Here is a 25,336-nt window from a genome sequence, read left to right on the forward strand (position 1 = left end):
ACCCCTCTACGGGGATATCAGCCAGTCGGATCTGGCATGGATGTACATTCCATTTGGATGCATACCATTTTATCGTCAAAAAAGACCGGACATTCTGCCTGTTCGGTCCATATTTCATGCCTGTTTTATCCTGCTTTTTATAAACGCAAGAAACTCTTCTCCGTATTCCGGAATTTCCTCGCCTTTTCTCCGGATATAGCCGAAAACCAGTTTCTGGCCTTCTCCCGGAAACGTGTAAACAGAACTGGAATATTGAGGATTTCGCCCGCCCAGGTCACCGCCACTGATGTTATACAGCTCGCCGGAACCCAGGAGACGTTCCATAATATAATCACTGTTTGTCACGACAACGGTTTCCGCATCAACCACGGTATGACCGTCCTCCTCCACGAGATTCCGGTAGTTATCCGGGGAAAACTCATCGGGAAAACGCTGAATGAGACGCAGATCCTTAAGACACGCCTCCATGTTTTCCTCATGGCTGTTTTTCCCACAGAAAACCTGTACTCTGGTGCTGCAGAGCTCCTGAAATTCCAGATAATTCCGGGAAAGAAAAAACTGGAATGCTCCCAGCTGGTTCTGCATCACATAGACGAATCCCATATCATCCTGACGTGCTTTCACACGCTTTACGATCTCCTGGGTATCCGTGGCATACATCTCATAATGCAGCTCCTGATCTTTGTGTGTTTCAAAATATTTCACAAACACGTCCGCAAACCAGGAACTTGGGTGGAAGCAGACCCGGAGACTGTCTTTTTCCAGAGGCTGCTCCTGCATTTCCAGTTCGGAGAAACTGTCCAGGATCTTTCTGGCATGCCCATAGGCCCGTTCTCCCTCCGGTGTCAGCTCGATCCCTTTTGCATGGCGGACAAACAGCTGGGTACGCATGTCGTCTTCCATGGAGCGGATCACCTTGCTTACATTGGACTGGGTGGTAAAAAGCAGCTCTGCGGCCTGGCTGAAAGAACCTGTTTTGGCACAGGCCGCAAAATACTGGATCTGTTTGATATTCAGCATAATCCTACCCCTGTTTCTTTGCAAAGATCAAAAACATCGGGGTCGGATTGTAAAACTCGTCTTTTTCGATATAAATACGCTTACTGATGCCAAGGTCAAAGGAAAATTCTTCCACGCCCATACGTCCCAGTGTTTCCAGATCCCAGGCCGGGCGCAGGAAAGAGCTGATCGGAAGCTGGCGTTTGATATCCTCGCACTCCTGCATCAGTTCATCCTGGATCTGATGATGGGCGTGATTTTCCGGAAGGTCTGCAGTGTCGGCAAAGTCCGCTGCTCCATAGTTTGCATCCAGATTGATCATCACTCCGCCTGGTTTCAGTACACGGAACCATTCCTGATAAGCGTGTTCTGCATCCGGCAGTGTCCAGGTAAGGTTTCGGGATACGATCACGTCAAATTCCTCATCCGGGAAATCCGGATTTTCCGCATCCATCACTGCAAACTGACAGTCGGCTTTTTCTTCCTCTGCCAGCTCTTTTGCATGGGTGATCATATCCGGTGTCAGGTCGATGCCGGTTACCTGATGGCCTTCTTTTGCAAGAAGAATGGTAAAAAATCCGGTTCCACATCCCACATCCAGGATCCTGAGATTCTTTTTCTCCGGCAGGTGCTTCTTAAGCTCGGTCATCCATCTGCCTGCAAGTGCGCTGTGAAGTTCCGCTCTTCTCTGTTCCAGAAAGCTGTCGCTACGCTTGGTCCAGTACTGGGCGATCCTTGTTTTCCGCTCGTCTTTTTCTCTTACGATATTTCCGTAGGTGATCACAGGGCCGCCTTCCACAACCTGAAGGCTGGATACCTGATAAAGGATCACACCGTCCATGTCCGCACGGCAGATCTCCTGAACATTTCCCTCATAATCACGGATCTCGCCAAGATACTCGTCCCTGTGAATGATATCTCCTGGTTTTTTCACCGGGTACCAGAGACCGTTGACGCTGGCGCACTGATAGCGGACCTCATCCATTTTCAGTGGATAGTAGGTGCTGTGAGAACGGATTCCGTTGTAAGCTCCGATGCTGCAGAGAATATTCCGTACATCGCGGCGCATGGAGTCCACCTCTTCACGCTCCCAGATTCCCATGCTGCCACGTTCCAGAAGGACTGCCGGAATGTCACAGGTACTTGCCGCGTAATTGTAGGCGCCGCCTGTGCTTACATTTGACTGTACCATATATGGGACATCTACCTGCTCTGCCATTTTTCGGGATGCTTCCACGATCTCCGGTTTTGCAACGCCTGCAAAATATACATACGGAGTCAGTTCTTCATAATCGTCACCGCCGTGAAGGTCGATATAATAATCTGCTTTTTTGATCAAGGATTCTGTGATGGCAGCTGCCAGACGCTCCATTCTTGTACCGTCTTTTTTGCCTGGGAAAACTCGGTTCAGATTTTTTCCGTCTTCCCAGCTGATGCTGCCTGCACGCTTCTCAAAGTCTTCCCTGTTCAACACTTTTACCAGAACCAGCTGTCCGTTTACTTTTTCCGGATTCAGTTTTTTGGACAATTCGATCAGGGTCTGGATTCCCACATATTCTCCTGCATGAAGTCCTGCTGTAACAAGGACGGTTTTTCCCGGATTTTTTCCACGGATGATGGTTGCCGGAAGAGTGAATTCCCCGTCTCCGATTTCCAAAAATCCTTCTGTTTTTTCTCCTTCCACAACCGGAAGATTCAGGAAATGATCCGGTTTTACGCCGGTTACCATAAACATTGGGGTGGACTGATAATTCAGTCTCTCCTCCTCACTCCAGACTGTTTTCCAGATTTCCGTATCGGTATGGATCCCAAGAAGTCCTGCTTCCCGGAGAGTTTTTACATCCCACTGGGGACGGCGGATCTTTGACAGCGGTACCTGGAGGGCGATCCGCTCCATACGCTCAATATCGGTACAGAGATAATGGTCGTCCAGACTGTTGCTCTCCACATTTTTCCGGTCATTTTCGTAGGCTTTCCGCTGCTCTTCTTCATAGAGGTAGCCGTACCAGTTGGCGTCAAAATTCAGAAGTTTTCCGCCTGCTTTCAGCACACGAACCCATTCCCTGTAAGCAACATCCGGATGCTCCAGATTCCAGGTGAGATTTCGGGAAATAACCACGTCAAAGGTATTGTCCGCAAATTCCAGTTTCTGTGCATCCATCCGCTGGAAATGAATATTCCGGCAAAGTTCTCCCGCATTTTCTTTTGCCTTTTCCAGCATTCCTTCGGTGTAATCCACTGCATCCACGTGATATCCGGCCTCTGCCAGGATCACAGGGAAAAATCCGGGGCCTGTTCCGATATCCAGGATACGGATTTCTTCCTTTGATTTGTCCGGGAACTGACTGGTCAGCACCTTAAGCCATGCGTTTTTCTGCGTTCCCGCAAGCTCTTTATGATTCACTTCGGAGTACCCTTCTGTACGGGTGCTCCAGTAAGATTCAATTTCGTCGAGAAGTTTTTCCACGTTGATTCCTCCGCGCTTTTTTATTTATGTGGGGGCCTGATCTGGTAAGGTTTTCCTAACTTTTTCCATACCCCCATAGGTTATGTTTAATGTACCAAATTGTCAGGGTTTTAACAAGCCCCTGGGGGGGATTGCCGTTGTAATTCTCCAGATGCTGTGGTATCATCCTACCTGTAGTAATTCAGTAATGATCCCTGAAAATCAAGCGGATATTGGCGATCTACATTCGCTGCATCAGGGCAACAATAAAAATCTCAATACATCGAAATCGAAAGGATGGTTTATATACAAATGACAACACAGGAACTGGCTTATGAAGTCATCAGCCGTTTAAAAAAAGAATATCCGGCCGCAGACTGTACCCTGGATTATGATGATGCCTGGAAACTTCTTGTAAGTGTCCGCCTGGCAGCTCAGTGCACCGATGCCAGAGTCAATGTGGTGGTTCAGGATCTCTACGCAAAATATCCGGACGTGGCAGCCCTGGCAGCTGCAAAACCGGAAGATATCGAGGCCATTGTACGTCCCTGCGGTCTTGGAAAAAGCAAGGCGCGGGATATCAGTGCCTGCATGCGGATCCTCCACGAACAGTATCAGGACAAAGTTCCTGAAGACTTCAACGCACTTCTGAAACTTCCCGGTGTGGGTCGCAAAAGTGCAAACCTGATCATGGGTGACGTATTTGGCAAGCCTGCCATTGTGACCGATACCCACTGCATCCGGCTTTCCAACCGCATCGGTCTTGTCCATGACATGAAAGACCCGAAAAAGGTGGAAATGGCTCTCTGGAAGATCATTCCTCCGGAAGAAGGCAACGATCTCTGCCACCGCCTTGTAAACCACGGAAGAGAAGTCTGTACAGCACGGACAAAGCCTTACTGCGACCGCTGCTGTCTCAATGATATCTGTGAAAAAAATGGGATCTGAATGTATGTAGGCCAATAAACATTCAGGCCCCGGAAAGGACAACATTATGAATTTTAAAAAACTGGAAAATAATCTCCTGGATATGATCCAGGAACAGCAGGTAAAGATCGGATATATGAGCGGAGTTACCCGTTTTTATTATCCGCTGCAGTCTCTGAACCGTCTCCTCGGCACAGAGCTTACAGAAGAAGAAATGCAGCATGCGCTGGAAGAATTTTCCGATCATGCCTGTGAACGCCTTGGAAAAGTAAAGGCTTCTTCCAAAAACGAACGTTTCTGCATCACTCTGCCGCCACAGGCATCCGACTATGTTCACGAAAACCGGAAACCAAGTGAATTTCTGGTACGCTTTATAAGTACCGTTGCCCGCCACGGCTGTACTCTGGATGAAGTGATGGACGTTTTCCATGCTTATTCCGACCATGTGCATATGGAAAAAACAACCGGCACAGGATTTGATTATCTCGTATATTTCGAAGACGGTATTCCGGACGATTACCGGTACTGCCTGTCCCTGGAAGGTGAGCATATGATCTATCATAAGTTCACGCCGGAAGATTATGAGGACTTTGGATTCTGATATCCGAACGCCATTATAAAAAACCGCCGGTCTGCAGACAGATTTTCAAAAAAATCTTCTGTAAATCGACGGTTCTTTTTATTCTCTACACCCGGAACTTCTTCTGCATCTCCCGTACCATATCTTTTCTCTTAAACAGAAACAGCCAGACCAGCATCAGAAAACTGACGCAGATACAGATCAAAGACGGATACAGAACATTCACCACACCGATGGCCAGAAGGATCAACGGGATCACCCCGCCGAAAGCTCCTGCTTCCAGAAGATAGATCATATATTCCGCAACTTCCAGCCTCTGTGCCGCTGTGATCACCCACATGGAGCAGATCACAGCAAGGGCCGCAAGAGGAAGAAGATAATCCACAGACCAGCCCCGCCAGCCGGTAAACATATCCCAGAGCACACCTGCTACCGTTACGATCACCAGCTGCCACATTTCATTCTTCAATAGATTCCGCCGCTTCACATACGCCACCGAAACCATCAGCCAGGTGCAGAACGCTCCTGCAGTCACAAACCAGGCCCATCCCATATGGCCGTCCACCAGATAATCGATCAGATTACATACCACAGCCAGCACGATGCACAGAAACGTAAAACTCTCAAAAAGCTTCGCCGGAGCTTTCCGTTCCTCTTTCTGTCCCGGAAAATCATTCTCCCGGATCTCACAGGACACCTGCTCTTTTTTCAGCTTCTCCACAAAATTCCGCTCTATATTTCCATTGGGAATTTTCGACGTAAAACTTAAAACCATCTCGTCCCCGAAAGAACAGGAGCACAGCTGCAGGCTGTCCGTACTTGCAAAAAGTCCGAATCTCTGAATGTATTTCCGGTATTCCTCCGGCATCCGGATAATTCCCACATTGGAATAGATTGCTGTAATAGACCTTCCGCCAAGCGTTGTCCCTGCAAGAAGGAACGGCGTTTTGATTTCCAGAGGAACCAAACGCAGGATGGGATTTTTTTCCAGGCTTACCAGATCATTCAGTTTCGCCTCGATCACATCTTTACTCAGTTCTTTTGCAAACTGCTCCTTTACGGATTCCAGAATATCCTCAAAAGTTGTCTCCGCAGAAAAATAACAGCTGATCTCGATCCACCCGAAAAAATTCGCCATGGACTGGGACGGAAAATAGTTCCTTAAATTTACCGGGATCATAAGGCCAATGGGCTTTTTCGCCTGATTCTGGGGTACCTCTTCATGAATCGCCCAGATAAGAGCCGCCGTAAGAAAAACCGTGATCGACACACCTGCTGCTTTTGCCCGGGCGTGGATCTCACGCACCGGAATACAGACTTCCGTGATGCTCATATCTTCCTGTCTGAGTTTCTCACCCTTCAGCTGAAAAGCAGGCTTCTTGGACTCTCTCTTTCTTGGAGCATCTGAGGAATAATACTGGGAAAAACTGTCCTCTTCCATATCTCTTCCGGTAATATTTTCGTCCGGAAAAAGCTCCGGAAGTTCTTCCTCCGGATGTGACTCCTGAAGATAATCTTTTACAAGTTCCATCAGGAAATGCATGGCTCCTGTTCCATCTGTCAGCGCATGAAATACCTCGAAATTGATCCGGTTCTTATGGTAACTCACTCGAAAAAGGAGCGTCTTTTTGTCCGGAATATAAAGTCCGCTGCAGGGTGCACCTGTTTCTTTTTTTACCATTGCCGGAATATCACGCCTCTCCAGATAGAACCAGAACAGACCTTTTCTTAAAACCGCACGAAAAAGAGGATATTTTTCCAGGGTACGATCCAGTGCTTTCTGCAGTGTTTCTTCTTTTATCTCTTCTTTCAGTTCACAGTAAAAACGAAATACCCTGGTGTCATTCTTTCCTGTCACCGCCGGGAACGCCAGCGCCGCATTATCAAGTTTTCTCCACTGTGCATATTCGTTCTTCATGATACTTTCCTTCTTCCTGTTCCTCTGTTTCCAGAAAACGATTTACATATGCAAAGCTCTCCTGCACATGCAGAAATTTGATTCCCAGTGCAAAATACCCGTGAAAGGCACCTGCGATTCTGTGTACTTCCACACGATTCCCTGCTGCTTTTAAGCGTTCACCAAATGCCTCTCCTTCATCCCGAAGAGGATCGAACTCAGCGGTAAGTATCAGTGTATCCGGCATATTCCGGAGATCCTTCTCCAGGATCGGTGCAAAATAGGGATTCCTCCTGTCTTCCGGACAACTCTCATAGAGCTTCAGATAATCTTCCATCTTCTCTGCTGTGAGAAGATAACCGGTCCCGTTTGTTTTTACAGATTCAAAAGGCGACTTTTCTGTATAACAGTTGTTCAGCGCCGGATAAATCAGAATCTGTTTTTTCGGATAAAATTCTCCCCGGTCTCTGGCCATCATACACACAGCCGCAGCCAGATTTCCACCGGCACTGTCTCCCATAATGGTGATACGATCCGGATCGGTATTCAGAAGAAAACGGTTGGTATAAAAAACCTTCGCCGCCGCATAACAGTCCATCAGTCCCACCGGGAAACGATATTCCGGTGCCAGCCTGTACTCCACAGACGCCACGATCTGGCCGGTGGACTGCGCCATTCTGGCACATACCCGCTGGTAATTTTCCACGCTTTCTGTCACCCAACCACCACCGTGGAAAAACAGGATTACCGGAGGTTTTTTGCCGGAAGCGGCACCATTTTCCATGGCTTCTTCTGTTGGGAAAAACAGACGGATCGGCACTTTATAGTCTCCATTATAAACCTCCGCATCCAGCGTTTTGTAAAAAATCCTCATAGGATCCATCTTTTTGATATCTGCCAGTTTTCTGGAAGCATCTACTTCTATTCCACCATAAGAAAGGGCATGGAGAACTGTCCGCACAGCACGTGGCATGACAGTATCCCTTCTGGCAGGAACACCGGGAACTATGATCTGGCGGCTTCTTCTGTTTTCTTTTCTGGTATAGATATATTTTGTTTCTGTTTCATACTTTCCGGAAATGCAGACATGTTTCACACAGGTGCGCCTGTAGGCAATCCTTTTCAGAATTTCATGATCCGTACGGATAATTACTTCCGTCCCCTTATATCCCCGGATGTAATAACTGTTTTCTTTCTTTTTTATACGTGGTCGTCTCAGTCGCAGTAAATACTTTCTGATTGCTTTCTCACCTCCGCGAATTTTTCCTTTGTTTTCACCTATGATAGCATCCGCAGCTTATGAGTACAAGTCGTAGTAAAAAATATACTGCTGCATGATCCCACGCATTCCTCTGTACCTGCGGTTGGGAAATCCTCTTTTGTAATGCACATCCATAACCTGCCGGATGTGGGTATCTATGGGAAAAGCATCCATATGATGCAGTGCAAACAGGCAGATACACTCTGCTACCTTTTCTCCCACACCGCAAAGCTTCATCAGTTCCTTCTTTGCCTGATGGTAACGCATATCATAGATTTTTTCCAGAGAGATCTGGCCGGATGCAATGGTCCTGGCAGTTACTGCGATATATTTTGCCCGGTATCCCAGGCCGCATCCTCTTAACTCCTCTTCCGTTGCCTGACTCAGCGCCTCTACAGTCGGAAAAGCACAGTATTCCACACCTGCAGATGAAATTTTTCGCTCTCCGTATTTCCGGCAGATGGTCTCGATACATTTGCGGATACGCTTGATATTGTTCTGCTGGGATATCAGAAACGTAACGATCATTTCCCAGAGATCCTGTCTTAAGATCCGTATCCCATCTCCTGCCTTTATTGCGGCACCCAGATATTTATCCCGCGGATTAGCCGCATCCATGTAAGCTTCATAATCCGTATCCAGGTCAAAATAAAGCACCCAGTAACAGATAAACTCCTCCTGAGAGCAGCAGAAATCCACCACTCCGTCTTTCTGATACATTTCCAGATACTGGTCTTTCGCCACCATGGAAAAGTGTCCGTCTCCAAGCTTTTTCATCCGGAAGCACTGTCCGGAATCGCATATTTTATCAAGGCTGAAATGTTCCAGCTCTACTGTGATCATGTCTGTTCCTCTCGTAAATATTTTTCCTTATATAATGTTCTGTATTCTCTTGGTGTCATCCGGTACCGTTCCCGGAATGCACGGTTAAAAGTTCTCTGGCTCTCAAATCCTGCATCCATACAGATATCGGTGATGCTTTCGTCTGTACATTCCAGATGAACCGTCACATAATTCAGCCGCTGTTCGTTGAGAAACTGGTTGAAATTCCGGTGAAAAGTCCCGGAAAAAACTCTGGATAATGTAAATTTACTGACTCCAAGATCCCGCGCCATCCGATCCAGAGAAACTTCCTCCCGGAAGTGTCTGGCTATGTAGGACACGGTCTGGTAAATGATATCGTTGCTCTCCACACTGCTCTTTTCCATCATGTGAAAACAGGGAATGCTTCTTGCCAGAAGGATCTGCACATAAGCCTGCTCCACCACCAGGATGTCATCCTTTTCTTTCCGGTTGGCCCGAAGACACTGCACTGCATTGATAATATCCCGGTGAACCTGTTCTTTCTTTATGACCGGATCTTCCGGACAGCTGTTCTGAATGATATCCGCAAACTGACCAGTCAGCGCAGGTTTCGCCCAGAGATACACTGCCCTGTTTTCTCCGGGAGAAAATACCTGATAATGATGGATCACATCGGGAAAAATCACCGCAAAATCTCCCTCTTCCATATGAAAAAGCTCCTGTCCCATACCAAGCTCCAGAGTTCCCTCTGTGACATAGATAAACTCTATGGAATTATGAAGATGAGGTGAAGCATGGGTCGAGGTACGCAGATGAATATGGAGATTCTTCTTTTTTTCTTCGTATACTGGAAACATGGATTTTTCTCTCCGCAATATTTGACTACTTTTTCTGTGTTTTTGGCACGTAATATTTCCGAGAGTTTATTATAATGCATTTGTAAGTTAAAGAAAAGAGGAGGAAAACAAAATGAGAAAAATCATAGAATTTATGAAATATGCGATCAAATGCTACATGGAGATCAATGCAAGAAATCCATACTTCCGCTAAGAAGATCCACAATAATATCTGAGGTCACGGATATTTTGTGTGGACCATGCGCATGAAAAAACTGAATAAAGGTCAATAAATGACTTGTGCGAAAATAATATCACCTGGCATCATGAAGTATCTCCAAAGCCCGTTTATATCTTCCATGCAGCCGTGATATCTGTTCAGCAGATATATTTTCGCAGTCAGAAAGACGTGTTACATCAGAATTGTGGAGCAAATCAGCCTGCTTCACTTTTTTTGCAATTGGATTCTTCCGGAGATTCCGGATATAGTCGAAATAATTCATACTCTTATCTCTTGTAAGATAGCGTAAGGCCTCCACAACTTCTTCCGGAAATTCTCCGGTAAGATCTTCAAATGTGATTGCCGTATCTTCTACCACATCGTGAAGAAGTGCCGTACATACACTGAGTTCATCATCCATCTGCTCCGCTACATGAAATGGATGAAAAATATAAGGTGTCCCGCTTCGATCTGTCTGTCCATGATGTGCCTCGTATGCCACCTTCATAGCTTTTTTCGTCAAAGCTGTATAAATCATAACCGCGCCTCCCGTTGGGTCTTTCGAACCGCCGTTCCGTACTCTGTACAACACAGTATAGCATCTATATGTCTTTCACACAAGGACAAAAAGTTTTATATATCTATCATTTTTACTTATATGCGACAATTTTCTGATTATAGTATTCCCTTGCCCTCATTCTGAAATTGGTATATACTTACTTTTAAATAAGCAAACCACCACTGTTCCGGTGGTAATACAGAAAGGAATCTTACCAATGAAATTTATATATCCCGCAGTTTTCCGTCCTACAGAGGACAAAAAATACAACGCTTTTTTCCCGGATCTTGCCTGTTGTGAGGCCCAGGGTGGCACACTGGACGATGCCATCGAAAATGCCAATGCTGCCGCATACGACTGGATCTACACAGAGCTTATGGAATTTGAGGGAAAACTTCCTCCGGTTTCCGATGAGAGCGATCTGGAACTTCAGGAAGGCGATGTTGTCCGAAATATTTCTGTAAATATTCGTTTCCAGGATGGCTGGGACGAATAAAGCTCTCTCTTCGGGCAAAAAATATCATTTGTATGCAAAAGCATCAGAATCGGTAACTGCTTTTTGTTACTGATCCTGATGCTTTTTATTATCTGCTTCTTTATTGTTCATGATACTGTCTGAAAAACTTACGCAGTCCGTCCAGCGCTTTTACCAGTACTTCTGTCTCATCCTCATTGAGCTCCTCAAGCACTGCTTCTGTCATCTGCCTGTGGAACTCCGCATGATGGTGATATGCCATACGTCCTTTGTTGGTAAGCTGGATAAATACCACTCTCCGGTCCTTCTCACTTCGCTCTCTCTTCACATAGCCTTTTTTTACAAGGCTGTTCATGGATGTTGTGAGGGAGCCTACGGTGATCTTCAGCTTGGCCGCGATGGAAGACATATTCCCTCCGCCAAGGCCTACTGCCTCGATAATGTGCATATCATTGTTGGAAATATCTTTATATTTATCTGTGATGATGGCTTCTTCCTCCAGCCGAAGGATCTCGTTGAACAGATTCACCAGCACGTCATTTATAACTTCCCGATTGTCCACTCTAACCCGCTCCTGTTTCTCCGGAGCAAAAAAGCTTCTCCGGTTCTCTGTTTATGAAGCCATCGTAACATAAATATAGGATTTTTTCCACTGGATTTTTGCTTTGGCGGATACAAAATCACTGCGCTCATAATTTCTACATTTTACGGAAACGTTCATAGCGATGTTCCAAAAGCTTTTCCGTTTTTTTCTGTCCATATTTCTCAAGAAAATCTGCAATTCCATTTTCCAGATAAGCCGTTGCATCGTTTATATTCTCACGATTTACAGGCTCTGTTTCCGGGATCACATGCTCGATCATTCCCATCTGGTAAAGATCCGCGGCAGTAAGTTTCATCACTGCGGCGGCTTCTTTCGCCTTTTTGCTGTCTTTCCAGAGAATGGAAGCGAAGCCCTCCGGGGACAGTATGGAATATACGGAATGCTCCAGCATCCATACTTCATCTGCCACTGCAAGGGCGAGGGCACCGCCACTTCCGCCTTCTCCGATCACAATGGAAAGTACCGGAACTGTAAGACCTGCCAGTGTGTAGAGATTTTTTGCAATGGCTTCTCCCTGTCCGCGTTCTTCTGCTTCCAGACCGCAGAATGCACCCGGCGTATCCACAAGGCAGATCACCGGTCTGTGAAACTTCTCCGCCTGCTGCATCAGACGCAGGGATTTCCAGTAACCTTCCGGGGAAACCATTCCGAAATTCCGGGCAATGTTTTCCTTTGTGCCCTCGCCTTTTTCCTGAGCGAGAACTGTCACCGGCTGTCCATGGAAAAACGCCACACCGCCGATCACTGCCGGGTCATCGCCGCAGTGACGGTCTCCGTGAAATTCCATAAAATCATCAAAGATTGCTTCGATGTAGTCTTTTCCTGTGGGTCGTGTTTTGGCCCTGGCAAGCTGGACATGTTCCCAGGGGGTGTAATTTCCTGATGGGACAAATTCCGGCCAGATTGTATTCCCGATATCTCTGTCCGTTTTATCGGACTGTCCATTATCCCGTACTTTATTTTCATGTAACTTCAGGATATCCGCCAGCACGATCCTCTGTTCCTCACGCTCCACGATCTTATCCACAAAGCCATGCTCCAGAAGAAACTCCGCTCTCTGGAATCCCTTTGGAAGTTTCTGGCCGATGGTCTGCTCGATGACTCTGGGGCCGGCGAATCCGATCAGTGCTTTTGGCTCTGCCAGGATAATATCTCCCAGCATGGCAAAGCTTGCCGTCACGCCACCTGTTGTCGGGTCTGTAAGAACCGGCACATAGAGAAGACCTGCATCGCTGTGTTTCCGGATCGCCATGCTGGTTTTTGCCATCTGCATCAAAGATACCAGACCTTCCTGCATTCTGGCACCGCCGGAACAGATGTAAAGGATCACCGGAAGCTGTTCCTCCGTGGCACGTTCAAAAACCCGGGTGATCTTTTCCCCTACGATCTCTCCCATACTGGACATCATGAAACGGCAGTCACAGACACCAAGAGCCACTGGTGTCCCTTTTATGGTACACTTGCCGGTGACCACAGCTTCATCAAGCCCTGTCTTTTCGCGGAGAGCACGAAGTTTTTCTTCATACCCTTTGTACTGAAGGGGATTTCGTTCTTCCATATGGGCGTCCCACTCCACGAAGCTTTTTCTGTCTGCGATCATTTTGATCCGCCGGTAGGCAGGTACATGAAAATAATTTCCGCAGTGTGGACAGATATAATGATTCTGTTTTACCTCATCTACAAAAACCGCTGCTTTGCAGGCATTGCATTTACGCATCAGGTTATCCGGCACCTCCGGAGTGTTTTCATGCTCCTCACCGCGGATATCCCGGACTGTTTTTTTGAACATATGCTTAATTCTCATTGATCTTCACTCCCGCAATGGTATGGCTTGCCAGAAAGCCAGTGTCAAAGTTTCCGGACTGATAATCCTCATTTTTCAAAATCTCATACTGGTAATCAATGTTTGTATCAATTCCGTCAATGATCACCTCACCAAGGGCACTCTGCATTTTTGCAATGGCCGCCTTACGGCTGTCTGCATGGACGATCAGCTTGGCAAGCATGGAATCATAATATGGCGGGATCTTGCATCCGTTGTACACGCAAGTATCCACACGGATCCCGTTCCCTCCCGGAAAATGCGCTCCCTGGATGGTTCCCGGTGAAGGCCGGAAATTTTTCTGAGGGTTCTCGGCGTTGATCCTGCACTCGATGGCGTGTCCCATAATCCGGACATCACTCTGTGATATCTCAAGAGGCATTCCGGAAGCGATTTTCAGCTGTTCTTTTACAAGATCAATCCCCGTCACCCACTCTGTCACCGGATGTTCTACCTGGATCCTTGTGTTCATCTCCATAAACCAGAATTTCCCATCCGGTTCCAGAAGAAATTCGATGGTTCCCGCATTCACATAACCGGCTGCTTTTGCCGCTGTCACTGCCGCATGGCCCATTTTTTCCCTCAATTCCGGTGAAACTGCGGCGCTTGGGGATTCCTCGATCATCTTCTGATGATTTCTCTGGATGGAGCAGTCACGCTCTCCCAGATGGATTACATTTCCGAAGCTGTCTGCAAGGATCTGAAACTCAATATGTCTCGGATTTACCACGAAATGTTCAATATACATGGTACCGTCGCCAAAAGCGATCTCGGACTCTTTTCTGGCTGTTGCGTAGGCCTCCGGAAATTCCTCCGGTGTATTTGCCACGCGCATGCCTTTTCCACCGCCACCAAGAGCTGCCTTGATAATCACCGGATAGCCGATGCGCTCTGCCTCTTTAAGACCGGTTTCAATATCTTCCACATCCCCTTCACTGCCTGGAACTACCGGGACACCTGCCGCGATCATGGTGCTTCTTGCGATCTTTTTGTTGCCAAGCATGCGGATAACCTTTGATGGTGGTCCCACAAATGTAATCCCGCATTTTTCACAGAGTTCCGCAAATCTGGCGTTTTCGGAAAGGAAACCAAATCCCGGATGGATCGCATCCGCACCGGAAACCATGGTTGCGCTGATGATCTGCTCCATATTCAGATAACTCTGTGCGGAAGGTCCCGGCCCGATACAGATGGCTTCGTCTGCCAGCTGTGTGTGGAGGCTTTCCTCATCTGCCTCGGAATAAACCGCTACCGTTGCAATTCCCATTTCCCTGCAGGCACGGATAATACGCACCGCGATCTCGCCTCTGTTGGCGATCAGTAACTTTCGAATCATACAATCACCTTACCCGATCATAAATGTAAGTTCTGCCTCTACGGCAACTTCTCCGTCTACAGATGCCACTGCGGAACCGATTCCCACAGGACCCTTTCTGCGGATGATCTTTGTCTCAAGACGGAGTTTGTCTCCCGGAACTACTTTTCTGCGGAATTTACACTTGTTGATGCCACCGAAATAAGCAGTTTTTCCCTTCATATCCTCCAGGGAAAGGATGGCTACCGCTCCAACCTGGGCCAGTGCCTCCACCATAAGGACACCCGGCATTACCGGCTCCTTGGGAAAATGTCCCCGGAAAAAGTCCTCGCGGAAAGTCACACATTTATATCCAACAGCAAACTCTCCCGGTTCATAATCTTCGATATAGTCCACAAGCAGAAACGGATGTCTGTGCGGGATGATCTCTTCGATCTGTTTTACATCAAGATGTTTCATTTATTTATCCTCCTGAAAGGCTTCGAAAAATTTTATTTGATGCGGAAAAGTTTCTGGCCGTATTCTACAGGCTGTCCATTTTCCACATAGATCTCTGCGATCTCGCCGTCAAAATCACTTTCGATCTCATTCATCAGTTTCATGGCTTCCACAATTGCAAGAACCTGGCCTTTTTTTACCTTATCTCCTACCTGAACGTAAGGCGGAAGATCCTGGGACGGTGCTGCGTAGAAGGTTCCTACCAGAGGAGAAGTTACCAGGCTGCCGGTCTGGTCGTCTGATTTCTGCGGTGTGGGTTCCGGCTGCTCAGTGCTTTGTACGGATGCGGTATCCACTGCCTGTGTTTCTGCTGCATCTTTTCCACCGGCCATTCCTGCTGCCGGAATGTTTTCCACAGTTTTCCCCATAACACCCTGGATAATCTGTGGTTTTCCGTGTTCCATGCTCAAAGTCAGATCTGCTGTCTCGTAAGTAAAAGCGGTAAGTTCTGATGCAGATACGTGATCGATCAGTTCAAGGATCTGGTTAAATTCCATGATTTCACTCCTCCTCATACTTCTTTACAAGCAATGTTCCGTTGTGTCCTCCAAAGCCAAGGGAATTGCTCATTGCATAGCGCACTTCCTGTTCTGCCGGAGCGCCGATCATATAGTTGAGATCCAGCTCTTCCTCTGTCTCTTTTGTTCCCACTGTCTGGTGGATAAAGCCGTCCAGAATGGATTTCACGCATACGATAAATTCAACAGCTCCTGCTGCTCCCAGAAGATGTCCTACCATGGATTTTGTGGAGTTGATCTTCACTTTTTTTGCCGCATCCTGAAATGCAAGTTTGATGGCTCTTGTCTCAAACAAGTCATTGTGATGGGTTCCGGTTCCATGGGCGTTGATGTAGTCCACTTCTTCTGGGGAAACACCAGCTTCTTTCATGGCATTTTCCATGGCACGGGCAGCGCCGCTTCCGTCCTCAGCCGGAGATGTGATATGAAAAGCATCTGCAGTTGCGCCGTATCCCACAACTTCTGCCAGGATATGGGCGTTTCTCTTTTTCGCATGTTCCAACTCTTCCAGAACAACCACACCTGCGCCCTCACCCATAACAAAACCGCCTCTGTCTTTGTCAAAAGGAATAGAAGCGCGCAGCGGGTCCTCACTTGTGCTCAGTGCAGTAAGGCTTGCAAATCCTGCGATTCCGATGGGGCAGATGGCTCCTTCTGTACCGCCTGCAAGCATCACGTCCGCATCGCCGTACTGGATGGCGCGGAACGCATCTCCGATACAGTGTGTTCCTGTTGCACATGCAGTTACCACGTTGGTACATTTTCCTTTTGCACCAGTGGCAATGGAAACATTTCCGGCTGCCATGTTTGTGATCATCTTCGGAACAAGAAGGGGATCAACCCTTGAAGGACCTTTTTCCACAAGCTTCTTCTCATTGGCTTCAGTAGCCTGAAGGCTTCCCACACCGGAACCGATGATCACGCCTACCATATACGGATCTTCCTCTTCCATCTTAAGCCCTGCATGTTCCACAGCTTCCAGGGCAGCCGCTACGGCATACTGGGAAAAAGGCTCCATTCTTCTTGCGGTTCTTGGGTCCATGCGGTCTTTTGCCACAAAATCTTTAAGTTCTGCTGCCAGTGTTGCCTTGTATCCGGTTGTATCAAAACGGGTGATCGGCCCGATTCCCACTTTTCCTTCTTTTACTCCGCTCCAGAAACTTTCCACATCATTTCCGATTGGTGTTACTGCTCCAAGTCCTGTTACTACTACTCGTCTTTTCATCCATCTGTCCTCCTGGAAACTTTCCCTACATTGCCATTCCGCCGTCTACGCGAAGTACCTGTCCTGTGATGTAACGTGCACCGTCCGATGCCAGAAATGCAGCTGCTTTTGCCACATCTTCTGTGGTTCCCATACTTCCCATCGGGATAGATGCCGCAATATTTTCTTTTACTTTGTCAGAAAGTACATCCGTCATGTCCGTTTTGATAAATCCCGGTGCAATGGCGTTGACTGTGATTCCTCTGGATGCCAGCTCTTTTGCGGCGGATTTTGTAAGGCCGATGATTCCTGCTTTGGATGCCGCATAGTTGGCCTGTCCTGCATTTCCCCGAAGGCCTACCACCGATGAAAGGCTGATGATCCGGCCGCTTCTCTGTCTCAGCATCATTCTGGACACATGACGGATGCAGTTGAACGTTCCTTTCAGATTGGTGTCAACAACTCTGGAAAAATCTTCTTCGCTCATCTTCATGAGAAGTCCGTCTTTTGTAACCCCGGCATTGTTTACCAAAATATCAACACGTCCGTATTTTTCTGCAATGGCTTTGAAAAAAACTTCGCATGCATCAAAATCTGCCACATTGCACTGCATGATATCTGCTTCACCACCGGCTGCCTCGATCTCTGCCTTTGTTTCTCTGGCCTTTTCTTCTGAGCCGTTATAATTGATCACTACAAGGTTTCCTGCTTTTGCAAGTTCCAGGGCGATGGCTTTTCCGATTCCACGTGCACCGCCTGTTACCACTGCGATTTTTTTCTCTGACATATGAATTCCTTTCTATCTATACCAGTTCCTGGCAGACTTTTTCTGCATCTTCTACGGTCTGAATGTTATATACTTTTACATTTCTGTCGATCTTTCTCATAAATCCGGCCAGTGTTCTTCCTGGTCCGATCTCCACGAATGTATCCACGCCCTGGCGGATCATGTTTTCCACGCTCTGCTGCCAGCGCACAGAGGAAGAGATCTGTTTTTCCAGAAGTGCTTTTGTTTCAGATGAGTGTTCCACATATTCGGCAGTCACATTGGTGACATAGGGGATCTGAAGTTCATGGAGTGTGACATCATCCAGAACTTTTCCCAGTTCTTTTCCTGCTGTGGCAAGCATTGCTGAGTGGAACGGACCGCTGACATTTAACGGGATCACCCTTCTTCCACCGGCTGCTTTCAGTTTTTCAGAAGCTTCGGAGACCGCCTCACTAAGCCCTGTGATCACGATCTGGCCGGGACAGTTATAATTAGCAATGCTTACGTCTGCAATGTCTGCAAGCACTTCTTCGATCTTCTCTGTTTCCATTCCCATAACTGCCGCCATGCTTCCCTGTCCTGCCGGAACTGCCTGTTCCATAAGGATTCCTCTTTTTCTGACGGTTGTAATGGCGTCCTTAAGATCCATGCCCCCGGCAGCCTCAATGGCACAGTACTCACCAAGGCTTAACCCTGCGGTTACATCTGGATGAAGTCCCATTTCCTCCACCACTTTTTCCATGGCAAGGCAGGTGGTGACCAGCGCTGCCTGTGTGTACTCGGTGAGATCAAGCTGGTCGTTTTCTTCAAAGCAAAGTGCTTTCATATCCAGATTCAGCCACTCGCTGGCCGAATCAAAAACTTCTTTTGCAGTATCGTATTTCTCATAAAAATCTTTTCCCATTCCGGCTTTCTGTGCGCCCTGGCCCGGGAAGATGAATGCTGTTTTTCCCATTTTTTATTCCTCCACAAGAAAACTGTTCTTCTTTACAGCTTCTTTTGTCTCTGCCATCAGTCTTGCCATCAGGTCCTTGCAGGCCGGAATGTCTTTTACCATGCCTGCGATCTGTCCGGACATGACGCTTCCGGTTTTTACATCACCGTCAACAACAGCTTTTCGAAGGCCTCCCAGTGTGAGAAGCTCCAGTTCTTCAAAAGATGCTCCTGCTGCTTCTTTTTCCAGATATTCCTTTGTCATGGGATTTCTTAAGGTACGGACCGGATGACCTGTGGTACGTCCGGTTACTCTTGTGTCGATATCTTTTGCTTTCAGAACAAACTGCTTATAGTTTTCATGTACATTACATTCCTGTGTGGCAACAAAACGGGTTCCCATCTGTACGGCCTCTGCACCCAGCATAAAAGCTGCCGCAATCCCACGTCCATCTGCAATTCCGCCTGCCGCGATCACCGGGATCTTTACTGCATCCACAACCTGTGGTACCAGCGCCATAGTAGTTGTCTCACCGATATGTCCGCCGGACTCAGTTCCCTCAGCAACCACCGCATCTGCACCGCAGCGCTCCATTCTTCTTGCAAGAGCTACAGATGCAACGACCGGGATCACTTTTACTCCGGCAGCTTTCCATTCTTCCATATATTTCTCCGGGCTTCCGGCGCCGGTTGTTACCACTTTGATGCCTTCTTCCACGACGATCTTCGCAACCTCATCGGCGCTTGGGCTCATCAGCATGATGTTTACACCGAAAGGCTTATCTGTCAGTTTTTTTGCTTCGCGGATCTGCTCACGTACCCATTCCGCCGGTGCGTTTGCTGCTGCGATCAGTCCCAGGCCGCCTGCCTCGGATACTGCTGCCGCAATGTGATGGTCTGCCACCCAGGCCATACCGCCCTGGATAATTGGATATTCGATACCAAGTAATTCTGTCACTCTTGTTTTCATTTTTTACCTCCGGGAAATTGAGTCAGGCGGATATTTGCAATCCGCTTTTCTACTTGCTCATAGTTTCAACAGTCCATTAATCGGGACTTTACTTTGTTTGCATCTAATACTCGATCAGGCTCGCGCCATACGTCAGTCCGCCGCCGAATCCTGCAAGGACCAGTTTGTCGCCCTTTTGCAGTTTTCCGCTTTTTTTTACCTCATCCAGAAGAATGAGAAGGCTTGCGGAAGACGTATTGCCGTATCTGTCCATGTTCATGGGAAACTTGGAAATGTCTTCGCCCAGCCGTCTTGCCGCGGAGCGGATGATCCGCTCATTTGCCTGGTGGAGAAGATAATACCGGATGTCCCCATAAGAAATCTTTTCTCTGTAAAGAAGGGTTTTTACAGCTTCCGGTACTTTGGATACTGCAAAAGTAAACACTTCTTTTCCATTCATCTGTATGTAGGTTTCTTTTGCTTTCGGGTCATTTTCGTAACAGATCTGATTTCTGCTCTGCAGGGTAAGTGCGCCGCCTTTTTTTCCAATGGAATGGGTTACCTGTGCATATCTGCCGCCCTCTTCTGCTCTCAGTACAACTGCTCCTGCGCCATCTCCAAAGAGGATACAGGTGCCACGGTCTGTCCAGTCCGTTAAACCGGACAGTTTTTCCGCACCGATCACAAGAGCATTCCGGTAAATCCCCTGAGCCAGGTATGCCTGTGCGGTGTTTAAGGCCAGAAGAGATCCTGTACAGGCTCCGTTCAGATCAAAGCAGGTGGCATTTTCCGCGCCGATCCGCTCCTGTACACCACATGCCACACAGGGCATGATCTCTGTGGGAGAAATGGTGGCCACAAGAATCAGGTCGATCTCTTTCACATCCATTCCTGCATCTTCCACTGCCCGCAATGCCGCCTGCGCTGCCATTGTCACAGTGTCTTCCTCTTCTTTTGCAATATGTCTCTGTACCACACCGGTTCTTTCCCTGATCCATTCATCACTGGTTTCCACCATTTTTGCCAGATCGTTGTTATCCCACACTCTGTCCGGTGCCCAGGAACCAGTTCCACATATTTTACCTGTCATATTTTTCTCCATGATATCTGTCTTACATCAGCCTGTATAAATCTTTACTGCTGTTCTCTGATTTAGCTTTTATCTTAAAATATTTTGATTATCAAATTATATCATTATAAAAGCATTTGTCAAGAAGGAAATTTCCAACAGAATTCCGGTCTGGTATTAATAAAATTTTGTGCTATGATAAAAATGTTGTATAGAAAGAGAGTGTGATAAGAAATGAAAAAGAATATGTTCCTCCGGATTGTCTTCTACGCTGCCGGTCTTCTGATCCTGGCACTGGGGATCATCCCCAATCCGGGAGACGGGATTGTACAGGCTATTTCCGACTGTGTTGGAAAATCTGTTGGCTTCACCAAGAACTGCTTTGACCTCTTTAATATCTGCCTTACTACTTTCATTGGTCTGATCTTCGCTCATAAGCTGATCGGTATCGGACTTGGAACTGTCATCGCCGTACTTGGCGTAGGACGCGTGATCGCAGTATTTAATCATCTTTTTATGAAAAAAATGACAGCTGCCGCAGGCGTGGAGTATTGATCTCCACTACCCTGCTACAGCTGTCTTATTTTTCAGACAGGTATTCCATTCATATTTCTACTTCATCGCCCACTGCGCCAGACACACCGCACCGATCTGCACCAGCAGTATCACCGGCACGCCAACCGCAAATTTGGCTTTACGTGTTTTGTGGTGAAAAAATCTCATACCTAAGATAGCTCCGACGCTGCCACCGATGACAGCACTTAAGATCAGAGTCTTCTCCGGAATTCTCCACATATTGCGGCGGGCCTTCTGCTTGTCGATACCGAAAAGCACAAAGGCCAGGATATTGACCGCAAGCAGATAATAATATATGTAATTGTTCATGTTTTTTCTCCTGATTCAGTGTCCTGTATTTTGGACTTTATAATTTTATGATCAGTACCGGTATCGGCGGATCATTAGGCCGGTTTGCATATTCCGACTGGATCACCAAATATTTATGCGGGTCCAGCTGACGGATAAATGCAAGCATCTCATCCTTCTCCTGAAATCCCGTATCCCCTCCACTGTAAATGCAAAGTGTCATAAGGCCGCCTTTTTTCAAAAGTGCGAGGCCGCTTTCCACTGCTCGTTTGCTACTGTCCGCTCTGGTTGCCACCGAATGGTCTCCTCCTGGAAGATATCCCAGATTAAAGGTGATACAGGATACGGTTTCCATTTCTGCATAGGCAGCCATATTCTCATGGGAATCCAGGATCAGCCGATAATTCTCCGGGCAGTTGTCTTTTTTCAGGCGCTCTTCCGTGTGTTCCAGTGCCTGTTTCTGAATATCAAACGCAAGAACATGTCCCTTTTCTCCCGCAAGTCTGCTTAACAGTGCAGTATCATTTCCGTTCCCCATGGTTGCATCAATACAGATATCTCCCGGCATGACCTGCTGCCGGATAAAGCTTTGCGTGTATGCGGTGATCTGAAGATTTTTCATAATTCATGATAATACGGGCAGATATCTTCATAATGTCCGTCCTTCATACGGAAACCCTTCGGGATCACCCCAAGCTGTGTAAATCCAAGTCTCTCATAAAGATGTCTTGCGTGGACATTGCAAGCCACAACCGCATTAAACTGAAGTACGCCAAAACCGTGCTCTTTTCCCTGTACCAGGCAGTCTGATACCAGCTTTTCTCCAATATGAAGGCCTCTGGAATCCCGGCTTACCGCATAGCTTGCATTGCAGATGTGGCCACATCTTCCAATGTTGTTGGGATGAAGGATGTAAAGACCGTAAACGTTTCCGCTCTCCTCATTCACGGCTGCAGCTGTATAAGTCTGCTCTGCAAAAAAAGCTTTTCCGGTTTCCTCATTCAGACATTCTTCCTGCGGAAAAGCAACGCCATCTTCCACCACTTCATTCCAGATCCGGATCAGATCCGGAAGATCTTTTTCTTCATATTTTCTTACTGTAATATTCATAATGATTGTCTCCTCTATTTAAGTAATTCCACATTCCGCCCGTCTCTTCTGAGCACGCCCTCATCCGAAAGATTTTTGATCTCACGCATCATGGCACTTCGATCCACACTTAAGTACTGGGCCAGTGCGGTGTAGGACATGGGCAGTTTAAATTTCCCAGTATTTTTCTCCGCAGCCAGAGAATGCAGATAGGCCATCAGTTTCTTCCTGGTGGAAGATCTGGAAAGCATATAGATCCGGTCCGTCTGCTGTCTGGAGCGAAGCGCCGTCATCTGCAGAAGATTGCTGACCATCTGGCTGTGATGATGACAGGCATTTTCGCAGCGCTTGATCACATGCTCATAATCAATAAACATCACCTTCGTCACGGTGGTGGCACACACATAATAATGCTGGGAATCCGACGGAAGCAAAAACGGTTCACCAAATACACTGTCCTTATTCAGTTCATCGATGACATACTCATTTCCATCTTCATCACAGCAGTAAAGCACCGCCCGTCCCTCCTGGATCAGCCCGATCTTTTTCATGGAACTGGAATATTCCATAATGGTTTCTCCATTCTGAAAAACAGCCTCCCGAACTTTGAAACAGACACGCATTCTTTCCTGTTCTTCGGGCAAAATATCCGTAAATAAAGTAATGTGCTCCATGTTTTTCCTCCCTCGCACCAGCCAGATGAACCGTACATGTTTCTGATTTTATACCAGCACAGAAAAAATGTAAAGTCTGTAAAATTCTTCCTGTTTTGTTGTATTTGCAACAGTTTTCTTTCGCAGAATCTGTTATATTTTTATCAAAGTTAAGAAACAAACAAAACACAGTCACATAAATAAATCCACCATAGAAAGAAAAGAGGAATTGCTCATGAAAATCACAGATACCATCAAATATGTAGGCGTTAATGATCATCAGGTTGACCTTTTTGAAGGCCAGTACAAAGTGCCAAACGGCATGTCCTACAACTCCTATGTGATCCTGGACGAAAAAGTTGCGGTTATGGATACTGTAGATGCCAATTTTACCCACGAATGGCTGGATAATATTCAGCAGGTTCTGGGTGACCGGAAACCGGATTATCTGATCGTACAGCATATGGAACCGGACCACGCAGCCAACATCGCCAATTTCATGAAAGTTTATCCGGACACCACCGTTGTTTCCAACAAAAAAGCCTTCGGCATGATGCAGAATTTCTTTGACCTGGATCTGGAAGGCCAGCAGGTTATCGTAGATAATGGTGGAACTCTTTCTCTTGGAAAGCACAACCTGACTTTTGTATTTGCGCCGATGGTTCACTGGCCGGAAGTTATGGTTACTTATGACAGCACAGAAAAGGTTCTTTTCTCCGCAGACGGTTTCGGAAAATTCGGTGCCCTGGATGTGGAAGAGCCATGGGATGATGAGGCAAGAAGATACTTTATCGGCATCGTTGGTAAATATGGCGTACAGGTACAGAACCTTCTGAAAGTAGCCGCAACTCTGGATATCCAGACGATCTGCCCGCTTCACGGGCCGGTCCTCAACGAAGATCTTGGACATTATATCAGCCTCTATGATACCTGGTCTTCCTACACACCGGAAGATGACGGAATCGTAATCGCCTACACTTCCGTATACGGCCACACAAAAATGGCAGTCCAGCAGCTTGCTGACAAATTCCGCAGCAAAGGATGTCCAAACGTTGTTGTCTATGACCTTGCAAGAGATGACATGTCTCAGGCACTGAGCGACGCTTTCCGCTACTCCAAACTGGTTCTGGCAACCACCACATACAACGCAAGCATCTATCCATTTATGAACGACTTTATCACCCGCTTGGTAGAGCACAACTTCCAGAACCGCACCGTAGGGCTGATTGAAAACGGAACCTGGGCACCGCTGGCAGCGAAAGTCATGAAAGAGATGCTTTCCAAGTGCAAAAAGATCAACTGGCTGAATACCACCGTTAAGATCATGTCCGCAGTAAATGAAGAAAACCGCAACCAGATGGAAGCTATGGCTGATGAACTCTGCCAGGAATACATTGCCAAAAGCGATGATCTTGCCAACAAGAGTGATATGACCGCTCTGTTCCGCATCGGTTACGGCCTCTATGTGGTAACTTCCAACGATGGCAAAAAGGACAACGGCCTGATCGTCAACACCGTTACACAGCTTACTGACAATCCATACCGCGTAGCTGTCAACATCAACAAGGCCAACTACTCTCACCACGTGATCCAGCAGACCGGTATCATGAACGTAAACTGTCTGTCTACAGAAGCTCCGTTCTCTGTTTTTGAACAGTTCGGATTCCAGTCCGGCAGAAGCACCGATAAATTTGCAGGCCAGAAAGTGAACCACTCTGACAATGGACTGGTATTCCTGGACAAATATATCAATGCTTTCATGTCCCTGAAAGTGGAAAACTACGTAGATCTTGGCACTCACGGAATGTTCATCTGCAGCGTCACAGAGGCCCGTGTTATGAGCGATCAGGATACCATGACTTACACCTACTACCAGAAACACGTAAAACCGCAGCCACAGACTGAAGGCAAAAAAGGCTGGGTATGCAAAGTCTGCGGATATATCTATGAAGGCGATGAACTTCCGGAAGATATCATCTGCCCTCTGTGCAAACATGGCGCTGTGGATTTTGAACCAATCGAAGGATAAAACGAAAATCCCGATA

The 25,336-nt window shown here is 47.1% G+C and carries 26 protein-coding genes; 5 read left to right on the forward strand and 21 right to left on the reverse strand.

Annotated features, from left to right (window positions below):
* Window positions 1-114 precede the first annotated feature (114 nt).
* Both KQI39_RS02590 and KQI39_RS02595 read right to left on the reverse strand, forming a co-directional pair.
* Entirely contained in the window at window positions 115-1,020 is a 906-nt protein-coding gene (locus KQI39_RS02590; protein WP_216416215.1) for a LysR family transcriptional regulator, read from the reverse strand.
* A 4-nt stretch (window positions 1,021-1,024) separates the two neighbouring features.
* Window positions 1,025-3,466, reverse strand: a complete 2,442-nt coding sequence (locus KQI39_RS02595; protein ID WP_216416218.1) for a methyltransferase domain-containing protein — start codon at window positions 3,464-3,466, stop codon at window positions 1,025-1,027.
* 291 nt (window positions 3,467-3,757) lie between these two features.
* On the opposite strand from KQI39_RS02595, the gene KQI39_RS02600 reads away from it, so the two are divergent.
* Window positions 3,758-4,393 (forward strand): endonuclease III domain-containing protein, encoded by a 636-nt coding sequence (locus tag KQI39_RS02600; protein ID WP_216416220.1) that lies wholly within the window; start codon window positions 3,758-3,760, stop codon window positions 4,391-4,393.
* A gap of 46 nt (window positions 4,394-4,439) precedes the next feature.
* Complete coding sequence (locus tag KQI39_RS02605) at window positions 4,440-4,973, forward strand: DUF3877 family protein (protein ID WP_216416223.1); 534 nt, start codon at window positions 4,440-4,442, stop codon at window positions 4,971-4,973.
* 85 nt (window positions 4,974-5,058) lie between these two features.
* On the opposite strand, the gene KQI39_RS02610 is transcribed toward KQI39_RS02605, so the two are convergent.
* From KQI39_RS02610 to KQI39_RS02630, 5 genes are all read right to left on the reverse strand, one after another.
* On the reverse strand, window positions 5,059-6,870 hold the full coding sequence (locus KQI39_RS02610; RefSeq protein WP_216416225.1) for a DUF6320 domain-containing protein: 1,812 nt from the start codon (window positions 6,868-6,870) through the stop codon (window positions 5,059-5,061).
* The gene (locus tag KQI39_RS02615) at window positions 6,836-7,822 is read right to left on the reverse strand and encodes an alpha/beta hydrolase (RefSeq protein WP_216416227.1); all 987 of its coding nucleotides are present in this window, start codon (window positions 7,820-7,822) and stop codon (window positions 6,836-6,838) included. Before KQI39_RS02615 ends, KQI39_RS02610 begins: the two co-directional genes overlap by 35 nt.
* 324 nt (window positions 7,823-8,146) lie before the next feature.
* Window positions 8,147-8,953 carry a DNA-3-methyladenine glycosylase family protein gene (locus tag KQI39_RS02620; protein WP_216416228.1) on the reverse strand — a complete coding sequence of 269 codons (807 nt, stop codon included), beginning with the start codon at window positions 8,951-8,953 and terminating at the stop codon, window positions 8,147-8,149.
* Window positions 8,950-9,771 carry a helix-turn-helix domain-containing protein gene (locus KQI39_RS02625; protein ID WP_216416230.1) on the reverse strand — a complete coding sequence of 274 codons (822 nt, stop codon included), beginning with the start codon at window positions 9,769-9,771 and terminating at the stop codon, window positions 8,950-8,952. The genes KQI39_RS02620 and KQI39_RS02625 overlap by 4 nt, the downstream gene beginning before the upstream one ends.
* Window positions 9,772-10,064: 293 nt before the next feature.
* Entirely contained in the window at window positions 10,065-10,508 is a 444-nt protein-coding gene (locus tag KQI39_RS02630; protein WP_148446064.1) for an HD domain-containing protein, read from the reverse strand.
* A gap of 238 nt (window positions 10,509-10,746) precedes the next feature.
* Here KQI39_RS02630 and KQI39_RS02635 point away from each other — a divergent pair, with 238 nt between their 5' ends.
* Window positions 10,747-11,025, forward strand: coding sequence for a type II toxin-antitoxin system HicB family antitoxin (locus KQI39_RS02635; protein ID WP_216416232.1), 279 nt, complete (start codon window positions 10,747-10,749; stop codon window positions 11,023-11,025).
* A 100-nt stretch (window positions 11,026-11,125) separates the two neighbouring features.
* Here the strand turns inward: KQI39_RS02635 and KQI39_RS02640 are convergent, their stop codons facing one another.
* The 10 genes from KQI39_RS02640 to KQI39_RS02685 all read right to left on the reverse strand — a co-directional run bounded on the left by KQI39_RS02640 (window position 11,126) and on the right by KQI39_RS02685 (window position 20,706).
* Entirely contained in the window at window positions 11,126-11,566 is a 441-nt protein-coding gene (locus KQI39_RS02640; protein WP_148446068.1) for a MarR family winged helix-turn-helix transcriptional regulator, read from the reverse strand.
* Window positions 11,567-11,702: 136 nt separating this feature from the next.
* Window positions 11,703-13,412, reverse strand: coding sequence for an acetyl-CoA carboxylase carboxyltransferase subunit alpha (locus tag KQI39_RS02645; protein ID WP_216416234.1), 1,710 nt, complete (start codon window positions 13,410-13,412; stop codon window positions 11,703-11,705).
* Window positions 13,402-14,766 carry an acetyl-CoA carboxylase biotin carboxylase subunit gene (accC, locus tag KQI39_RS02650; RefSeq protein ID WP_216416236.1) on the reverse strand — a complete coding sequence of 455 codons (1,365 nt, stop codon included), beginning with the start codon at window positions 14,764-14,766 and terminating at the stop codon, window positions 13,402-13,404. The genes KQI39_RS02645 and accC overlap by 11 nt, the downstream gene beginning before the upstream one ends.
* A gap of 9 nt (window positions 14,767-14,775) precedes the next feature.
* Window positions 14,776-15,204: a 3-hydroxyacyl-ACP dehydratase FabZ gene (gene fabZ, locus KQI39_RS02655; RefSeq protein WP_021977160.1), complete on the reverse strand. Its 429-nt coding sequence runs from the start codon at window positions 15,202-15,204 to the stop codon at window positions 14,776-14,778.
* A 32-nt stretch (window positions 15,205-15,236) separates the two neighbouring features.
* Window positions 15,237-15,740, reverse strand: a complete 504-nt coding sequence (accB, locus tag KQI39_RS02660; protein WP_216416238.1) for an acetyl-CoA carboxylase biotin carboxyl carrier protein — start codon at window positions 15,738-15,740, stop codon at window positions 15,237-15,239.
* A gap of 4 nt (window positions 15,741-15,744) precedes the next feature.
* On the reverse strand, window positions 15,745-16,986 hold the full coding sequence (fabF, locus tag KQI39_RS02665) for a beta-ketoacyl-ACP synthase II (protein WP_216416240.1): 1,242 nt from the start codon (window positions 16,984-16,986) through the stop codon (window positions 15,745-15,747).
* Window positions 16,987-17,011: 25 nt separating this feature from the next.
* Window positions 17,012-17,752 (reverse strand): 3-oxoacyl-[acyl-carrier-protein] reductase, encoded by a 741-nt coding sequence (fabG, locus tag KQI39_RS02670; RefSeq protein ID WP_216416242.1) that lies wholly within the window; start codon window positions 17,750-17,752, stop codon window positions 17,012-17,014.
* Between the two features lie 16 nt (window positions 17,753-17,768).
* Window positions 17,769-18,689, reverse strand: coding sequence for an ACP S-malonyltransferase (fabD, locus tag KQI39_RS02675; protein ID WP_216416244.1), 921 nt, complete (start codon window positions 18,687-18,689; stop codon window positions 17,769-17,771).
* Window positions 18,690-18,692: 3 nt separating this feature from the next.
* The gene (gene fabK / locus KQI39_RS02680) at window positions 18,693-19,637 is read right to left on the reverse strand and encodes an enoyl-[acyl-carrier-protein] reductase FabK (protein WP_216416246.1); all 945 of its coding nucleotides are present in this window, start codon (window positions 19,635-19,637) and stop codon (window positions 18,693-18,695) included.
* A gap of 103 nt (window positions 19,638-19,740) precedes the next feature.
* On the reverse strand, window positions 19,741-20,706 hold the full coding sequence (locus tag KQI39_RS02685) for a beta-ketoacyl-ACP synthase III (RefSeq protein ID WP_216416248.1): 966 nt from the start codon (window positions 20,704-20,706) through the stop codon (window positions 19,741-19,743).
* 213 nt (window positions 20,707-20,919) lie between these two features.
* Between KQI39_RS02685 and KQI39_RS02690 the strand changes: the two genes are divergently transcribed.
* On the forward strand, window positions 20,920-21,240 hold the full coding sequence (locus KQI39_RS02690; RefSeq protein ID WP_253293037.1) for a hypothetical protein: 321 nt from the start codon (window positions 20,920-20,922) through the stop codon (window positions 21,238-21,240).
* 57 nt (window positions 21,241-21,297) lie between these two features.
* Here KQI39_RS02690 and KQI39_RS02695 read toward each other — a convergent pair whose 3' ends face one another.
* The 4 genes from KQI39_RS02695 to KQI39_RS02710 are packed head-to-tail and all read right to left on the reverse strand — an operon-like array spanning window position 21,298 to window position 23,312.
* Complete coding sequence (locus KQI39_RS02695) at window positions 21,298-21,570, reverse strand: DUF1294 domain-containing protein (RefSeq protein WP_216416250.1); 273 nt, start codon at window positions 21,568-21,570, stop codon at window positions 21,298-21,300.
* A gap of 37 nt (window positions 21,571-21,607) precedes the next feature.
* Window positions 21,608-22,171: a class I SAM-dependent methyltransferase gene (locus KQI39_RS02700; RefSeq protein WP_216416252.1), complete on the reverse strand. Its 564-nt coding sequence runs from the start codon at window positions 22,169-22,171 to the stop codon at window positions 21,608-21,610.
* Window positions 22,168-22,659, reverse strand: a complete 492-nt coding sequence (locus tag KQI39_RS02705; protein WP_216416254.1) for a GNAT family N-acetyltransferase — start codon at window positions 22,657-22,659, stop codon at window positions 22,168-22,170. The genes KQI39_RS02700 and KQI39_RS02705 overlap by 4 nt, the downstream gene beginning before the upstream one ends.
* A gap of 14 nt (window positions 22,660-22,673) precedes the next feature.
* A complete protein-coding gene (locus KQI39_RS02710; protein ID WP_216416255.1) occupies window positions 22,674-23,312 on the reverse strand; it encodes a Crp/Fnr family transcriptional regulator in 639 nt (212 codons plus the stop codon).
* 214 nt (window positions 23,313-23,526) lie between these two features.
* Between KQI39_RS02710 and KQI39_RS02715 the strand changes: the two genes are divergently transcribed.
* Entirely contained in the window at window positions 23,527-25,320 is a 1,794-nt protein-coding gene (locus KQI39_RS02715) for a flavin reductase (RefSeq protein ID WP_216416263.1), read from the forward strand.
* Window positions 25,321-25,336 lie beyond the last annotated feature (16 nt).

It is taken from the genome of Blautia sp. MSJ-36 (assembly GCF_018917985.1).
In the GTDB taxonomy this organism is placed as follows: Bacteria; Bacillota; Clostridia; order Lachnospirales; family Lachnospiraceae; genus Blautia_A.

Excerpts from the sequence above, each read along its gene's own strand:
- KQI39_RS02590 (WP_216416215.1), bottom strand. The coding sequence starts at position 1,020 with ATGCTGAATATCAAACAGATCCAGTATTTTGCGGCCTGTGCCAAAACA.
- KQI39_RS02600 (WP_216416220.1), top strand. The coding sequence starts at position 3,758 with ATGACAACACAGGAACTGGCTTATGAAGTCATCAGCCGTTTAAAAAAA.
- KQI39_RS02605 (WP_216416223.1), top strand. The coding sequence starts at position 4,440 with ATGAATTTTAAAAAACTGGAAAATAATCTCCTGGATATGATCCAGGAA.
- KQI39_RS02610 (WP_216416225.1), bottom strand. The coding sequence starts at position 6,870 with ATGAAGAACGAATATGCACAGTGGAGAAAACTTGATAATGCGGCGCTG.
- KQI39_RS02615 (WP_216416227.1), bottom strand. The coding sequence starts at position 7,822 with ATGCCACGTGCTGTGCGGACAGTTCTCCATGCCCTTTCTTATGGTGGA.
- KQI39_RS02620 (WP_216416228.1), bottom strand. The coding sequence starts at position 8,953 with ATGATCACAGTAGAGCTGGAACATTTCAGCCTTGATAAAATATGCGAT.
- KQI39_RS02625 (WP_216416230.1), bottom strand. The coding sequence starts at position 9,771 with ATGTTTCCAGTATACGAAGAAAAAAAGAAGAATCTCCATATTCATCTG.
- KQI39_RS02630 (WP_148446064.1), bottom strand. The coding sequence starts at position 10,508 with ATGATTTATACAGCTTTGACGAAAAAAGCTATGAAGGTGGCATACGAG.
- KQI39_RS02635 (WP_216416232.1), top strand. The coding sequence starts at position 10,747 with ATGAAATTTATATATCCCGCAGTTTTCCGTCCTACAGAGGACAAAAAA.
- KQI39_RS02645 (WP_216416234.1), bottom strand. The coding sequence starts at position 13,412 with ATGAGAATTAAGCATATGTTCAAAAAAACAGTCCGGGATATCCGCGGT.
- accC (WP_216416236.1), bottom strand. The coding sequence starts at position 14,766 with ATGATTCGAAAGTTACTGATCGCCAACAGAGGCGAGATCGCGGTGCGT.
- fabZ (WP_021977160.1), bottom strand. The coding sequence starts at position 15,204 with ATGAAACATCTTGATGTAAAACAGATCGAAGAGATCATCCCGCACAGA.
- accB (WP_216416238.1), bottom strand. The coding sequence starts at position 15,740 with ATGGAATTTAACCAGATCCTTGAACTGATCGATCACGTATCTGCATCA.
- fabF (WP_216416240.1), bottom strand. The coding sequence starts at position 16,986 with ATGAAAAGACGAGTAGTAGTAACAGGACTTGGAGCAGTAACACCAATC.
- fabG (WP_216416242.1), bottom strand. The coding sequence starts at position 17,752 with ATGTCAGAGAAAAAAATCGCAGTGGTAACAGGCGGTGCACGTGGAATC.
- fabD (WP_216416244.1), bottom strand. The coding sequence starts at position 18,689 with ATGGGAAAAACAGCATTCATCTTCCCGGGCCAGGGCGCACAGAAAGCC.
- fabK (WP_216416246.1), bottom strand. The coding sequence starts at position 19,637 with ATGAAAACAAGAGTGACAGAATTACTTGGTATCGAATATCCAATTATC.
- KQI39_RS02685 (WP_216416248.1), bottom strand. The coding sequence starts at position 20,706 with ATGACAGGTAAAATATGTGGAACTGGTTCCTGGGCACCGGACAGAGTG.
- KQI39_RS02690 (WP_253293037.1), top strand. The coding sequence starts at position 20,920 with ATGAAAAAGAATATGTTCCTCCGGATTGTCTTCTACGCTGCCGGTCTT.
- KQI39_RS02695 (WP_216416250.1), bottom strand. The coding sequence starts at position 21,570 with ATGAACAATTACATATATTATTATCTGCTTGCGGTCAATATCCTGGCC.
- KQI39_RS02700 (WP_216416252.1), bottom strand. The coding sequence starts at position 22,171 with ATGAAAAATCTTCAGATCACCGCATACACGCAAAGCTTTATCCGGCAG.
- KQI39_RS02705 (WP_216416254.1), bottom strand. The coding sequence starts at position 22,659 with ATGAATATTACAGTAAGAAAATATGAAGAAAAAGATCTTCCGGATCTG.
- KQI39_RS02710 (WP_216416255.1), bottom strand. The coding sequence starts at position 23,312 with ATGGAGCACATTACTTTATTTACGGATATTTTGCCCGAAGAACAGGAA.
- KQI39_RS02715 (WP_216416263.1), top strand. The coding sequence starts at position 23,527 with ATGAAAATCACAGATACCATCAAATATGTAGGCGTTAATGATCATCAG.